The sequence below is a fragment of the Janibacter sp. A1S7 genome, from assembly GCF_037198315.1.
In the GTDB taxonomy this organism is placed as follows: Bacteria; Actinomycetota; Actinomycetes; order Actinomycetales; family Dermatophilaceae; genus Janibacter; species Janibacter alittae.
This window is the reverse complement of record NZ_CP144913.1, coordinates 330,701-345,362: the sequence shown is the minus strand read 5'-3', so window position 1 is coordinate 345,362 and position 14,662 is coordinate 330,701. Positions and strand designations below refer to the sequence as shown.

Here is a 14,662-nt window from a genome sequence, read left to right as displayed (position 1 = left end):
GCGTAGGCGTCAGCGGTGGGCGGCCTCGACGAGACGCGGCGTCAACCAGGTCCACACCGTGGCGGCACCGGCCGGCGAGAAGTGCACCGTGTCCGCGTACAGCGGGATGCCGTTGACCTCGTCGGTGTAGCCGTCGGCGCACAGCGCGCCGTGCAGGTCGAGGAGATCGCGCTCGACGCCGTCGATCGGCTCGGCGCCCTCTCCCTCCCCCTTCGTCCACGCGGAGACGGTCTCGTTGACCCAGGCGATGTTGGCCGGATCGGAGATCGGGCCGGCGAACTGCCGCAGTGCGGGGTCGAGCTTGTTGGGGTCGACCTGCCGACAGGGCATCGTGGCGATCTGCACGTGGGTGACTCCGGCGTCCTTCGCCCGCTGCTCGATGTCGGTGAGAGTGCGCTTGATCAGCGCGGCGGCCCGCGGGGTGCGCGACTCGACGAGCTCGCCGTCGACCTCGTGGTCACCGATGAAATGGACGCCGGCGAGCACCAGGAGGCTCTGCGAGCCGGCTTCCTCGACCTGCGCGGGCCAGTCGTCGCGCCACTGCTCGCAGCCCTCGAACTCGGACATCGGCTCACCGTCCGCGATGAGTGGGGCGTCGATGAGGTCGCAGCCGATCCGGGCCTGGTTGCTCAGGGTCACCCCGGGATAGTCCTCGCCGCGCCAGCCCTTGGCCAGGGAGACCCCCACGGAGTCGCCGAGCAGAGCGACGTCGACCGGCGGCTCGGCGTCGGTGAACTCCCCGTCGGAGGCGATCAGCGGCGGCACGTCGAGGTCGGCCGTGCTCACCGGCCGGGTGAAGGTGAACGCCGCGAGCACTGCCACGACGGCGGTCGCGGCCACCGGAAGCGCCCACACGGGAACGCCGGCACGGCGCGCGGCTCGTGGACCGGCCGGGCGCCGACGCAGACCGGCGGGCAGCAGCACCCCGAAGCCGTGCTGGAGCACCGGAACCTCGAGCCACCGGAACGACACGAAGGCGACCCCGATCGTCACCGCGAGCTGGACGACCACCGAGACGGCGAGGGGCAGCCCCTCCAGTACCGGGCCCAGCCAGAGATGGATCGGCCAGTGGTAGAGGTAGAGCCCGTAGGTCATCTGGCCCAGCAGCACGGCCGGCGACCATCCGGCGATGCGGTTGATCAGCATCGGGCGCGGGTCCGTCGCGGTCATCCCCATCATCCCGGCGCCGACCGCGAAGAGCAGCATCCCGCCGCTGGTGAAGAGCCACTCGCTGCGCGGGCCCACGATGAAGAAGGCGGACAGGGAGATGGCGAACCCGAGCAGGCCGATCGCCTGCGTCACCGGGAGCGAAGGGCGCCGCCCCAGTCGGCCACGATGGTCCCGTCCGAGGAGCACGGCCATCCCCGCACCGACGAGGAGGGCTTGCGCACGGGTGTCGGTGCCGTAGTAGAGGCGCGAGAAGTCGACCCCGGAGCGGGCGAGGTGGGCGGCCCACCAGGCGGAGGCCAGGGCGAGCGCGGCGACCACGACGAAGCGACCGGTGCGGCTGCGCCGGAAGAGCAGGAAGAGCAGCGCCACGAGCGCCGGGACGAGCAGGTAGAACTGCTCCTCCACGCCGAGCGTCCAGGCGTGCCGCAGCGGCGATGGGTTGCCGACCTGCTCGAAGTACGCGTCCTCCAGGCTGACCAGACGCCAGTTCTGCACGAAGGCCAGCGTGGCGAGCACGTCCCCCGCGTCGCGGTGCCGGTTGGCGGCCCCGGCGAAGAGACCGGAGACGAGGATCGCCGAGCAGGCCACGAGCAGCGCGGGCAGCAGGCGCTCGGCCCGCCGTCGGTAGAAGCGCAGGACGTCGATGGTGCCGTTCTTGGCGAACTCGGAGATGAGCAGTCGCGTGATCAGGTACCCGGAGAAGGCGAAGAAGTGGTTGATGCCGACCCAGCCGCCGACGAGCGCCGTGACCCCGAAGTGGTAGAGCAGCACGAGGACGACGAACAGCCCGCGGTACCCGTCCAGGGCCGCGAGCCGCTGGGCGCCGGCGGAGGTGGTCAGCCCCCCGGTGATGCGGGTCAGGCTCATGGACCGGCCTGCTGGTAGTTCTCGCTGACCCGGCCCAGGAGGTAGTTCCAGATCATCGGGGTCGCCTCGGGCGAGAAGTGCAGGTAGTCGTTGAAGACCCGGATGCCGTCGATCGTCGACTGGTAGCCGTCGGAGCACAGCGCCTGGTGCAGGTCGATCAGCTCGACGTCGTCGTACTCGGCGGCCCAGTCCTCGACGAGGGTGTTGATCTTCACCGGCTCCTTGTACTCCTGCACGATCTTCGGGCTGGAGTCGAAGACGACGCGGAACTCCTCGGGGATCGACTCCTTGACCGGCTTGCGGCAGGGGACGTTGACCAGCTGCACCTGCTCGGCGCCGGCGGCCATCGCCTCGTCGTGCACCGTGTCGAGCCGGTCGGTGATCAGCTGGAGGTAGTCGTCGTCGTCGAGCCAGAGCCGCTCGCCGTCGACGACGTGCGGCACGGCCAGCAGCGGCGAGGCGAAGACGAGGAGGACGTCGTCGTCGGCCTGGTCGAACTGCTGGGGCCACTCCTTCTTCAACGCGACGCACTCGGGCTGGTTGCCCACCTGGAAGCCCGGCGCCCAGCTCATCGGCTCGGCGAGCAAGTCGCAACCCTCCTTGGCGTAGTTGTGCACGGTCACGCCGGGGAAGGCGCCCGTCGGGAAGCGGTCGGCGAGGTAGAAGGGGACGGAGTCGCCGTACACGCCGACGCGGGCCGGCTCCTTCGGCACGTACTCGGGCTGGTCCTCGACGATCGTCGGCGGCGGGCCGGCCGGGGCGGCCGCGATCGGCGGCGAGCCCGCGGTCTCGGGCGCGCTCTGTGCGACGGCGAAACCAGCGCCGGCCAGCACGACGATCGGCGTCACCACGGCCGCGGCGACGCCCGACGCGGACCGCACGGACGGGAAGAGGCCGCGCACCCCCTTCGCGATGATGGGACGCTCGACGTAGGTGTAGGACAGGTGGGCGATGCCCACGGTCAGCACGGCACTCACCGCGAAGTTCACGACCGCGCTGTCGCTGAGACGGCCGTTGCCGATGGCCAGCCAGATCGGCCAGTGCCACAGGTACAGCCCGTAGGACATGCGTCCGGCATGGGCCAGCGGCCGCCACCCGAAGACGGTGTGCACCCAGCTGGGCCGCGCGTCGACGCAGGCGATGACCAGCAGCGCCGAGCCGAGCGCGAAGAAGAACATGCCGCCGGCGTTGAACATCCACCCCGAGTACGGCCCGACGAGGAGGAAGGAACCGACGCTGGAGACCACGCCGACGATCCCGGCGGCGAGGACCACGGGCCCGGAGAAGGTGGGGACACGGCCGTTCGCCCCCGGGGCGAGCCACACGCCCAGGGCGGCGCCGATGAAGAGGGCCTGCGCGCGGGTGTCGGTCCCGTAGTAGACGCGGGGGAAGTCGCTGGCGTCGTGGAAGCCGAGCACCGCGGTCCACACCGCGCTCGCCACGGCGCCGAGGAGCAGCACGAGGGTGATCAGGCGGCGCGAGCGCGCGAGCACCATCAGCCCGAGGATGACGAAGGGCACGAGGACGTAGAACTGCTCCTCGATGGCCAGAGTCCAGGCATGGCGAAGGGGGGAGGCTCCCCCCCGGGTGCCGAAGTACTGGTCGCCCTCGGCGATGAGACGCCAGTTCATGACGTAGCCGAGCGTCGCCAGCACGTCGCCGCCGATCGTGCGGCGCACGGTCTCGTCGGCCCAGAGGAAGACATAGGTGACGATGAAACCGAGGACGAGGAAGAGCGCCGGCAGCAGTCGACGGGCACGGCGCTTGTAGAAGGCCATGGCGTCGATGTCCCCGCGGGTGACCTTCTCGTCCACGAGGATGCGGGTGATGAGGAAGGCGGACAGGACGAAGAAGAGGTTGATGCACACCCACATGCCCGCGAGCTGGTCCACCCCGAAGTGGTAGGCCATGAAGCAGAGCATGAAGAGGCCACGGACGCCGTCGAGCGCCGGGCTGTAGCCAAGGCGTGAGCGTGCCACCGCGCTCCTGTCGTTTCTCTCGTGCGGCGCCTTCGCCGGTCCTCGCGGCACGCCGTGGGTGGGCCTCGAGGAATGCTACCCGTCGGTTCCGAGAGGGACAGGGGGCGTGCGTCACAGCGTGGAGAGTGCACAATGGGCGCTGCAGACGCTGAACTGGAGGCACAACCATGTCCGACACCGATGTCAAGCACGGACTCGAGGGCGTCGTCGCCTTCGAGTCCCGTATCGCCGAGCCCGACAAGGCCGGTGGAGCCCTGCGGTACCGCGGGGTCGACATCAATGACCTCGTGGGCAAGGTCTCCTTCGGGCGGGTGTGGGGCCTGCTCGTCGACGACTCCTTCGACCCGGGCCTGCCGCCCGCCGAGCCCTTCCCGCTTCCCGTGCACAGCGGCGACATCCGCGTCGACGTCCAGTCCGCCCTCGCGCAGCTCGCACCGTTGTGGGGTTTCCGCCCCCTCCTCGACGTCGACGACACGCAGGTGCGCGACGACCTGGCCCGCGCGTCGGTCATGGCGCTGTCCTTCATCGCCCAGTCCGCTCACGGCCAGGACGAGCCGATGGTCCCGCAGGCCCGCGTCGACGAGGGGAGGAACATCGTCGAGCGCTTCATGATCCGGTGGCGCGGCGAGCCGGACCCGAAGCACGTCGAGGCGATCGACGCCTACTTCACCTCGGCCGCCGAGCACGGGATGAACGCCTCCACCTTCACCGCACGGGTCATCGCCTCCACCGGCGCCGACGCCGCAGCCTGTCTCTCCGGAGCGGTCGGCGCCATGTCCGGGCCGCTGCACGGCGGCGCCCCCTCACGTGCGCAGCACATGATCGCGGGCGTCGAGCGCACCGGCGACGCGACGAAGTACGTCAAGGACGCACTGGACAACAAGGAGCGCCTGATGGGCTTCGGCCACCGTGTCTACCGCGCCTACGACCCCCGCGCCGCCGTCCTGCGCGACACCTGCAAGCGCCTGGGCGCACCCCGTTACCAGGTCGCCCTCGAGCTGGAGAAGGCCGCCATCGCCGAGCTGGCCGAGCGCTACCCCGACCGCACGATGGAGACGAATGTCGACTACTGGGCCGCGGTCCTGCTCGACTTCGCCGAGGTGCCCGGCCACATGATGACTCCGCTCTTCGTCAGCGCGCGCACCGCCGGCTGGTCCGCACACGTGCTGGAGCAGAAGCGCACCGGTCGCCTCATCCGCCCGAGCAGCAACTACGTGGGACACGGCCCGCGCCCGGTCACGGACGTGGCCGGGCACGACCAGCTGCCCACGGCCTGACCCGAAGGAACACCGTGCGACTGACCCCGCCCCTGCTCGCCGCCGCGCTGGCCCTGGCCATCACCGGTTGCGCGGACGACGGTGCAGGTCCGGGTCCGACCGCGCCGCAGAACGAGTCCACGCCGGCCGCGCCGTCCACGTCGTCCGGGTCGACGGCCTCCCCCGAGGAGGCGGCGCCGTCATCGACGCCGACCGACACGGGCAAGCCCTTCGACCCCGAGGAGTTCACCACCCGGCTCGAGGCGGCCGTCGAGGAGACGCCGACCGTGCGCATCGACGTGCAGGTCCAGATGAACGAGACCATGAGCGCCGCGGCGAAGGGTGTGCAGGACCTGCGACGCAACGCCCTCGACATGGACCTGGACCTGGGCAACCAGCAGCTGGGGTACCTCCTCGTCGACGGCCAGTACTATCTCGCGCAGCCGCCCAAGTGGGTCCCGGTCGAGGAGGACTCCGACAACCCCGCGGTCGGACAGACTCTGCAACAGATCCAGATCCTGAGCATGCGCAACCAGCTCGACGCCTTCGTGGCCGGAGTCGAGCAGGCCGGGACCAAGGGCAAGGAGAAGGTCGGCGGGGTCTCGACGACGCACTACACCGCCAGCGTCGACTCGCAGCGGGCCCTTGCCGAGCTCGGCATGGAGAAGGCCCCCGGGACGGCCGACACGATCCTCTACGACGTCTGGCTCGACGACGACGACCTGATCCGCAAGATGTCCTTCTCGGCCAACGGTGTCTCCGCGGAGGTGATGGCCAGCGAGTGGGGCCAGCCGGTGGACATCAGCACGCCGAAGCCCTCCGAGATCGCCCAGTCGCCGGATTCCGGGACGCCCTGACCGCCGCGGCCGCTCGTGGGGGACAATCCGTGGCGTGAGCGACCAGATCCGCATCCCCCTCGCCCTCCTCCCCGCTGACGGGCGTTTCGGCTCCGGCCCCTCGAAGGTGCGTCTCGAGCAGGTCGAACACCTGCAGCAGATCGCCACGAGCGTGCTGGGCACCTCCCACCGGCAGGCGCCGGTGCGCTCCATCGTCGGCTCTGTGAGAGAGGGGCTCACGCAGCTCTTCTCCCTCCCGGACGGCTACGAGGTCGTCCTCGGCAACGGCGGGGCGAGCGCGTTCTGGGACATCGCCACCCTGGGCCTCATCCGCGAGCGCTCCCAGCACCTGGTCTTCGGCGAGTTCTCCGGCAAGTTCGCCACCGCCGCCAGCCGTGCCCCCTTCCTCGCCGAGCCGAGCATCCGCTCGGCCGAGCCCGGGTCGTTGGCCCACCCCGTCGCCGAGGCGGGTGTCGACGCCTACGCCTGGCCGCACAACGAGACCTCGACCGGTGTCATGGCGACGGTCGTGCGGCCCGAGGGCGCCGCCCCCGACGCGCTCGTGCTCGTCGACGCCACCTCCGGCGCCGGCGGTCTGCCCGTCGACATCGCGCAGACCGACGCCTACTACTTCGCCCCGCAGAAGTCCTTCGCCTCCGAGGGCGGGCTGTGGTTCGCCGTGCTCAGCCCGGCTGCGCTCGCCCGCGCCGAGGAGCTCGCGAGGACGGACCGGTGGGTCCCGGCCTTCCTGTCCCTGACCAGCGCGATCGACAACTCCCGCAAGGACCAGACCCTGAACACCCCGGCGATCTCCACGCTGGCGCTGATGGACGAGCAGGTGCGCTGGATGAACGAGTCGGGCGGGTTGGACTTCACCACCGCCCGCACGGCCGACTCCTCGGCCCGCATCTACGACTGGGCGGCGAAGGGGGCGCACACCACCCCCTTCGTCACGGACCCGGCCGCGCGCTCGCAGGTGGTCGCCACGATCGACGTCGACGAGGAGATCGACGCGGCCGCCATCGCGGCGACATTGCGCCGCAACGGGATCGTCGACGTCGACCCCTACCGCAAGCTCGGGCGCAACCAGCTGCGGATCGGGACGTTCCCGGCCGTGGATCCCGAGGACGTCTCGGCGCTGCTGGCCTGCATCGACCACGTCATCGAGCGACTCTGAGCATCCCGCACCAGCACCCCACATCGCAGGGGCCCACGCAGTTGCGAGCGCAGGACTCTAGACCAGCGCTGCGATGGCCGCGACGACGACGAGCGCGAAGAGCACGAAGAGCGTCATGTTCCGACGGAAGCGCGGGGTCATCGGGACGCGACCTCGGCCATGGCCTCGGGGGCCGGACGGGTGACGCGCAGGTGCGGCCGTCGGCTGTGGGAGTAACTCACCCGGACATTCTCGTGCCTGACCATCCACCGGGCGACGGCGGCCAGCGTGATCCCCACCGCGATCGCACCGACGCCGACGGTCCAGCGGGGACCGAGGACGTCGCCGATGACGCCGATGATCGGGGCACCGAGGGGCTTACCACCGACGAAGAGCGCCATGTACAGCGCCATGACGCGCCCACGCATCGACGGGTCGCTGCGCATCTGCACCATCGCGTTGGCGGTGGTCGTCGCGCTGAGCGCCGTCCCACCGCATGCGGCCAGCGCGATGGCGAAGGTCCAGTAGGTGGGGGCGAGCGCGGCTGCGGTTGCGGCGACAGTGAAGCCGGTCAGTGATGCCAGCAGCACCCGCAAGCGGGGCTGGTTGCGCCGGGCGGAGTAGAGGGCCGCGCTCAGTGAGCCGACGGCCAGGATCGTGCCGAGCAGCCCGTAGCCCTGGGCGCCGCGGTCGAAGACCTCGGTGGCCATGAGGGCGATGGTCATCTGGAAGTTCAGCCCGAAGGTGCCCAGCACGAAGACGAGCAGCAGCACGAGCATGATGTCGGGGCGCCCACGCACGTAGCGCAACCCTTCTCGGACACCACCGCGACCGGTGGCTCGGGGCGCGGGGCTCAGCTCACTGGTTCGCATGAGGGTCAGCGCGACGATCACCGCACCGAAGGACGCGGCGTTGAGCAGCAACGCCGGCCCGGAGCCGACCGCGGCGATGACCAGGCCGGCAACGCCCGGGCCGGCGAGGCGACCGAGGTTGAAGGAGGCGCTGTTGAGCGCGACGGCATTGGCCAGGCGGTCCATCGGGACCATCTCGGAGACGAAGGACTGGCGGGCCGGGTTGTCGAAGGCGGTGGCCAACCCGGTCGCGAGGGCGATGAGGTAGAAGTGCCACAGCTGGGCGGCACCGGTGACGACGAGGACGCCACCGACCAGCGCCGCGAGGCCGAGCATCGCCTGGCTGACCATGAGCAGCGTGCGCTTGGGCACGCGGTCGATGACGGAGCCGGCCCATGGCGCGAGCGCCAGCATCGGCAGGAACTGCAGACCCGTGACGATGCCCAGGGCCGTCGCGGAGTGGTCGGTCAGCATGGTGAGCACGACCCAGTCCTGGGCGGTGCGGCCCATCCAGGTGCCGGTGTTGGAGACGATGCCGCCGGTGGCGTAGACGCGGTAGTTGCGCACGGACAGGGAGGCGAAGGTCGGGCTCATCGGGCGGCGACCCTCGTCAGGATCTCCGCGGCCTCGGTGAGGGTGGCCTGCTCGTGCGCGGTCAGCTCCTGCACGCGCTCGGACATCCAGCGACCACGCTCGCGACGGACCTCCAGGAGGGAGGCGCGGCCGGCGTCGGTGAGCTCGACGAGGACGCGGCGGCCGTCCTCGGGGTCGTCGTGCCGCTCGACCAGACCAGCGTCGACGAGGCAGCCGACGGTGCGGGTCATGCTCGGCGCCGAGACCTTCTCGATGTCGGCGAGGGCACGTGGTGTCAGGGGGCCGCGCTCGAGGCGGGCCAGCACGCTGAACTGGTGGGGCGCGATCTCGTCGGCGCCCTCGAAGCGGATCCGTCGGCTGATGCGCATGCACGCCAGGCGCAGGTCCTCGCTGAGGGCGGCGATCTTCTTCGGGGTGAGCGCTCTGGTGGGGGTCTGGGTCACGAGGCTCCTTTCGCGGGGATGACGTTAGCACAACTCATTACGTGTGCTAACTATTCCGCAGGGCGGTGGAGAAGGCGCGAGCTGCGGGCTGCGGGCTGCGGGCGAGTCCCGAGGCCCTCCCTTCGCATCGGCTCCGCCCCGCCCCCGTGGACCGCGCTGCCCGAGGATGACCGGGTCGTCCAGTGATGGCCGGGTCGTGCGCAGGGCATCCTCAGATGTCCCGGCCATGCCCGCGGCTCCCGGCCACGGAGACGCGCCCCTGCCGATCGCCGCCGCGAGCCTGTGGATGACCCCGGCGGGCGAAGGGGGTCTCGCGCCACCATGGAGGGGTGGACGCACGTATTCGAGCCCTGTTGACGGCCAACGGCCAGATCTGCACGACGAGTCAGCTGAGCGGCGCAGACGTGGACGAGCTCACGGTGGCTCGGTTGGTCCGCGCGGGCATCCTGGTCCGAATACGCCGTGGACTCTTCGCCACCGGGTCGGTCTGGCGAGAGGCCAACCCCGAGCAGCGGCTGGGGCTGTGCGCCCGGGCGGTGCTCGCGGACCGCCCCGGGGCGGCTGCCTCACACATGAGCGCGGTGGTCCTGCACGGACTGCCGGCGTGGGGCGGACCTGCTGGCCGGGTCGATGTCGTGTGCTCGACCCCACGCCGCCGCCTGCGATCGGGCATCGCTCTCCACCCATGGCCCGCCGGCATCACGCCCGTCGTGGTCGATGGCGGGTCCGTCGTCCCTGCGTCCGTCGCGATCGCGCAGGTGGTCGTCGAGCACGGGGTGGTTCCGGGACTGGTGTGCCTTGATCGCGCTCTGCACGAAGGCAGCGTCACGACCGATGCCGTGGTCAGGGCGGGTGATGACCTGTCGCTGGGGCCACGTGCTCGCCGCCGACTCGAGCTGGCCGTCGAGGGCTCCGACGCCACCTGCGAGTCGGTCGGTGAGACCCGCACGCGCGTACTCCTCACCGATCTGGGTCTGCACGTCCGCAGCCAGGTCGACATCCGGGACGAGGACGGGTTCGTCGGGCGGGTCGACTTCCTGGTGGGCGATCGCGTGGTCGTGGAGTTCGACGGGATGGTCAAGTACGCGGGAGCGGATGGGCGGTTGGCGCTCCAGCGGGAGAAGGCACGCGAGGATCGGCTGCGCGCTGCGGGCTACCTCGTGGTGCGCCTCGTCTGGGCGGACCTGGACAACCCGGAGCGGGTGTTCGACCTCGTCCAGCGCGCGATGCGCCAGGCGGCCTGACCGGGTCTGCTCGCGTGCGCCCACCGGGCCGGCACTTGGCGGGTCGACTACCCCCTGCCGGGCCGGCACCTGACGGATCGGCGCATGCCCGGCCGACACGTGCTGCCGACGCGGGTTCGAGGTGTCCGGGCCGGGTCCACCCGCGCTGACCGCCGCACCTCGACATGGCCGGGACACGTCGTGGCCGACCTCGGGCTTCCCGGCCATCGTGAGATTTCCCGGCCACGTCCGGATCTGGCGGCCACGTCCGGATCCGGCGGCCATGCCCCCTTCGCTCCGTGCCGTCCCCCGCCGCCACGAGGCGCTCGACTGGAGAAACCCCGGCTCCGCAGCAGTAGGAAACTCCTGCGGAGCCGGGGAACATCGGGTCACCCGATATTCGAGTGACTCAGCCGACGCCCAGGATCCCCTTGATCGGGTCGATCGCGAAGTACAGCACGAAGAGCACGCCGACGAGCCACATGAGCGGGTGGATCGCGGAGAACTTGCCGCGCACGGCCTTGATGAAGACGTAGGTGACGAAGCCGGCGCCGATGCCGGCGGTGATCGAGTACGTGAAGGGCATGAGGATGATCGTCAGGAAGGCCGGGATCGCGATCTCCAGATCGTCCCAGTCGATGTCCCTGACCTGCTGCATCATCAGGAAGCCCACGAGCACGAGCGCCGGCGTCGCGGCCTCGTAGGGCACGACCGCGACGAGCGGCGACAGGAAGGTCGCGAGCAGGAAGAGGATGCCCGTGACGACCGACGCCAGACCCGTGCGGGCGCCCTCCCCGACACCGGACGCCGACTCGATGTAGCTGGTGTTCGAGCTGACCGAGGCGGCACCACCGGCCGCCGCGGCGAGCGAGTCCACGATGAGGATCTTCTGCGAGTTGGGCGGATTGCCCTCCTCGTCGAGCAGGTCGCCCTCGGCACCGACGGCGACCATCGTGCCCATCGTGTCGAAGAAGTCCGCCAGCAGGATCGTGAAGACGAGCAGCGAGGCGGAGATGATGCCGATCTTGTCGAAGGACCCGAGCAGGCTGAAGTCGCCCAGCAGCCCGAAGTCCGGCGGGTCGACGAAGTTCGTCGGGATGGCGGGGACGTTCAGGCCCCAGCCGGTGGGGTTGACCATCTCGCCCTGGGCATTGGTCTGGCTGCCGACGGAGAAGATCGCCTCGACGACGATCGCCAGGACCGTCGTGCCGAGGATCCCGTAGAGGATCGCGCCACGCACGCCCCGCACGTGCAGCGTGATGATGATGAAGAGGCCGACGACGAACACCAGCAGGGGCCAGCCGGCGAGGAAGCCGCCGACGCCCAGTTCCCCCAGGGGCCCCCCTTCGGCCTTGCGCACGAAGCCGGCGTCGACCAGACCGACGATGGTGATGAAGAGGCCGATGCCGACGCTGATCGCCGTCTTCAGCGGCGCGGGCACGGCGTGCAGCACCGCCTTGCGGAAGCCGGTGAGCACCAGCACGAGGATGATCAGGCCCTCGAGGACCACCAGACCCATCGCGTCGGCCCAGGTCATCTCCGGCAGCTTGGCGACACCGAAGGCGACGAAGGCGTTCAGACCCAGACCGGCTGCCAGTGCCAGCGGGTAGTTCGCGACGACCCCCATGAGCAGGGTCATCGCACCGGCGACGAGGGCGGTGGTCGCGGCGACCATCGCGAGGTTCGGCCCGTCACCGCCGCCGAGGAACCCGCCCGTCGAGTCGGTCTGGGTGCCGATGATCAGGGGGTTGAGGACCACGATGTAAGCCATCGTGAAGAACGTCGCGATGCCACCGCGGATCTCGCGACCGATGGTGGAACCGCGTTCGGCGATCTTGAAGTGGCGCTCGAGGACGGAGCCCTCGGTCGAAGGGCGCGCAGGGGTGCTCATGGGCGCCCATCGTAAGCGCGGCCCCGAGCGCGGCGCGCGCCGGGTTACCGGTCACCAGCGCCCACCCCCGGTCACCGGCCCGGTCGGTGCCGGTCAGCCCTCAGAGCGCCTCGACGGCCCCGTCGTCGAGGATCGGGGTCCCGACCTTCTCCGGCTCGGGGGCCGGCATGTCGACCTCGGAGTGCGCGCCGCAACCGTGGTCCTTGCTCACGACGCCGCCGTCGCTCGGGCTCCACTCGTTGGCGCAGACGCCGAAGACCCGGCGCAGCTCGCCGGGCATCGGCAGGAAGTAACCGCACTCGCCACACGGCGCGGGGGCCTTGAGCGCGACCTCGGCCGTCGGGCCGTGGCTGCCGTCGTACCACCGCCGGGCGGCCGCGTCGCGGCCCTCGGCGGAGAGCACGCGGGTGCGACCCAGGCCGAGCTCCCAGAGCGCGACCGAGTCGACGTCCTCCTCGCCGGTGGCCTCGAAACCCCACTCGAGGAAGGGGTCCTCGTCGACCTTGGGGGTGACGTCGCCGGGACCGACGTCACCGGGGGCGAGCCGCTCGGACCACGGCAGCCACGCGGGGGCGAGGATCGCGCCCTCGCCCGGCAGCAGCTGGGACTCGCACACCGTCGCGGCCTTGCCGCGCGGCACCCGGGTGACGGTGACGGCCCAGTGCCAGCCGCCGTACCCCGGCAGGGTGGCCTCGAACCAGTGGGTACCCAGGCGGTCGGCCTCGAGGGTGAAGCCGACGTGCTCGCCGACGCCCTCCCCCTTCGTCGCCTCGAGGAGCTCACGGCGAGCGGGCTCGACGGCCGCCGCGAGGACGGCATCGGTCTTGGTGCGGGGTGGCATGGTCAGCCCTCCAGGTCGTCGGCGACGCGGCGCAGGACCTGGGCGAGCTGGGCGCCCTGGGCCTTCTCCGGGTATCGACCGCGACGCAGTCCGTTGGAGACGTTGTCGAGCAACTTGATGACGTCCTCGACGATGCCGACCATCTCGTCGGCGGGCTTGCGGTCACGCTGACGCAGGTTCTTGGCCACGCTCGGGGGGGCCTCGATGACCGTCACGGACAGCGCCTGGGCGCCGCGGCGTCCCTCGACGATGCCGTAGTCGACGCGCGTACCGCCCTTGATGGTCGTCTCGCCCTCGGGCAGGGCGTTGGCGTGGAGGAAGACGTCCTCGCCGTCGTCCCCGGAGATGAAGCCGAAGCCCTTCTCCGCGTCGTACCACTTGACCTTGCCAGTGGGCACCGTGCACCTCGTTGCTCGACAGTTGCTCGTACTCGTGAAATGGGCATGCGACACCGCACGCCCCACCCAAGGCTAACCCGTGGGGGCGGGCCGGCCCCAACGGCAAGGTCTCAGCCGATCTCGACGCCCCACTGGCCGGTCCACGTGGTGCCGGGCTGCAGTGCGACGAGGCCCTCACCCGAGTTGAAGGCGTCCGGCGGGCACGACAGCGGCTCGACGGCGATGCCGGTCGCCAGGCCCTCACCGAGGCCCGCCGGGGTGGAGCGCCCGGTGAAGACCTGCACCCAGTCCATCCCCGGCCCGCCCCACAGGCGCGTGGTGCGCCCGCCCTCGAGAGTGACCGTCCAGCAGCCGTCCGGCCCACGCTCCAGACCGGTGTACGCGTTGTCGATGTCGCGGTCGCCGAGCCGATCCCCACCGCGCAGGTCGAAGGGGGAACCCGCCACCTCGTGCGTCCCGACCGGCAGCTTGCGGTCGGGGTCGACGAGCACGACGCGGTCTGCGGGGACGGTCAGGCGCGCCTGCGCTGCCGGGGTGGCGCCGAGGGCGAGGTAGGGATGGGCGCCGTACCCGACCGGCGCCACGTCCCGGCCGATGTTGGTGATGGTCGTGGCGCAGGTCAGCCCGCGTGGGTCGACCTGCCAGACGACCCGCACCTCGAGGGCGAAGGGGTAGCCCGGCCGCGGGTGCACCGTGTGCACCAGCACGATCCGGTCGTCGTCGCGCTCGGTCGGACGGAAGGCCTCCCACCGCACCAGCCCGTGGCTGGCGTTGCCGGTGGAGCGCTCGGTGATCGGCAGCACGTGGTCGCGCCCGTCGAATCGGTATCGCCCGTCGCGGATCCGGTTGGGCCAGGGCACGAGCAGCTGTCCGCGACCGGACGGGGCCATGTCCGCCACGGGGTACCCGGCGACGACCTCGACCCCCGCGACGGTCAGCGTGCGCAGCCCGCCGCCCGCCTCGACGACGACGGCCTCGACGTCACCGCTGCTCAGCTGCCACTGGGTTCCGGTCGCGGGGATGACCATGCCTTCAACGTTACGGCGAAGGGAGTGCTCGCGGACGCTGCCGAATCGAGTCGTCGCGTGTCGGTCCCCTGGGGCAGGATCGGCCGGGTGACTTCACTCCCCCGTGACCTTCCTGCAGAGGAGATCGGC

General features: G+C 70.9%; 12 protein-coding genes. 4 read left to right on the top strand and 8 right to left on the bottom strand.

Translation table 11 applies throughout. The features are described 5' to 3' along the window. Positions 1-9 precede the first annotated feature (9 nt). Together V1351_RS01680 and V1351_RS01675 are read right to left on the bottom strand one after the other, a co-directional pair. Positions 10-2,037, bottom strand: a complete 2,028-nt coding sequence (locus V1351_RS01680; RefSeq protein WP_338750124.1) for an acyltransferase family protein — start codon at positions 2,035-2,037, stop codon at positions 10-12. Then, complete coding sequence (locus V1351_RS01675) at positions 2,034-4,016, bottom strand: acyltransferase family protein (protein ID WP_338750122.1); 1,983 nt, start codon at positions 4,014-4,016, stop codon at positions 2,034-2,036. The genes V1351_RS01680 and V1351_RS01675 overlap by 4 nt, the downstream gene beginning before the upstream one ends. Before the next feature lie 167 nt (positions 4,017-4,183). Between V1351_RS01675 and V1351_RS01670 the strand changes: the two genes are divergently transcribed. The 3 genes from V1351_RS01670 to serC are packed head-to-tail and all read left to right on the top strand — an operon-like array spanning position 4,184 to position 7,285. Next, positions 4,184-5,293: a citrate synthase 2 gene (locus V1351_RS01670; protein WP_338750120.1), complete on the top strand. Its 1,110-nt coding sequence runs from the start codon at positions 4,184-4,186 to the stop codon at positions 5,291-5,293. Between the two features lie 14 nt (positions 5,294-5,307). Further along, on the top strand, positions 5,308-6,129 hold the full coding sequence (locus V1351_RS01665; RefSeq protein ID WP_338750118.1) for an LppX_LprAFG lipoprotein: 822 nt from the start codon (positions 5,308-5,310) through the stop codon (positions 6,127-6,129). A 34-nt stretch (positions 6,130-6,163) separates the two neighbouring features. After that, positions 6,164-7,285, top strand: coding sequence for a phosphoserine transaminase (gene serC, locus V1351_RS01660; protein WP_338750116.1), 1,122 nt, complete (start codon positions 6,164-6,166; stop codon positions 7,283-7,285). Between the two features lie 137 nt (positions 7,286-7,422). Here serC and V1351_RS01655 read toward each other — a convergent pair whose 3' ends face one another. Together V1351_RS01655 and V1351_RS01650 are read right to left on the bottom strand one after the other, a co-directional pair. After that, positions 7,423-8,709, bottom strand: a complete 1,287-nt coding sequence (locus V1351_RS01655; protein WP_338750114.1) for an MFS transporter — start codon at positions 8,707-8,709, stop codon at positions 7,423-7,425. Continuing rightward, positions 8,706-9,152, bottom strand: coding sequence for a MarR family winged helix-turn-helix transcriptional regulator (locus V1351_RS01650; protein WP_338750112.1), 447 nt, complete (start codon positions 9,150-9,152; stop codon positions 8,706-8,708). Before V1351_RS01650 ends, V1351_RS01655 begins: the two co-directional genes overlap by 4 nt. 329 nt (positions 9,153-9,481) lie before the next feature. On the opposite strand from V1351_RS01650, the gene V1351_RS01645 reads away from it, so the two are divergent. Further along, positions 9,482-10,396, top strand: coding sequence for a type IV toxin-antitoxin system AbiEi family antitoxin domain-containing protein (locus tag V1351_RS01645; protein ID WP_338750110.1), 915 nt, complete (start codon positions 9,482-9,484; stop codon positions 10,394-10,396). Between the two features lie 388 nt (positions 10,397-10,784). Here the strand turns inward: V1351_RS01645 and V1351_RS01640 are convergent, their stop codons facing one another. The 4 genes from V1351_RS01640 to V1351_RS01625 form a co-directional block, all read right to left on the bottom strand. Next, on the bottom strand, positions 10,785-12,266 hold the full coding sequence (locus V1351_RS01640; RefSeq protein ID WP_338750108.1) for an NCS2 family permease: 1,482 nt from the start codon (positions 12,264-12,266) through the stop codon (positions 10,785-10,787). Positions 12,267-12,366: 100 nt separating this feature from the next. Then, on the bottom strand, positions 12,367-13,107 hold the full coding sequence (locus tag V1351_RS01635; protein WP_338750106.1) for a DUF3027 domain-containing protein: 741 nt from the start codon (positions 13,105-13,107) through the stop codon (positions 12,367-12,369). Between the two features lie 2 nt (positions 13,108-13,109). Further along, complete coding sequence (locus tag V1351_RS01630; protein ID WP_338750104.1) at positions 13,110-13,505, bottom strand: cold-shock protein; 396 nt, start codon at positions 13,503-13,505, stop codon at positions 13,110-13,112. Positions 13,506-13,615: 110 nt separating this feature from the next. Then, positions 13,616-14,533, bottom strand: a complete 918-nt coding sequence (locus V1351_RS01625) for an aldose 1-epimerase family protein (protein WP_338750103.1) — start codon at positions 14,531-14,533, stop codon at positions 13,616-13,618. Positions 14,534-14,662 lie beyond the last annotated feature (129 nt).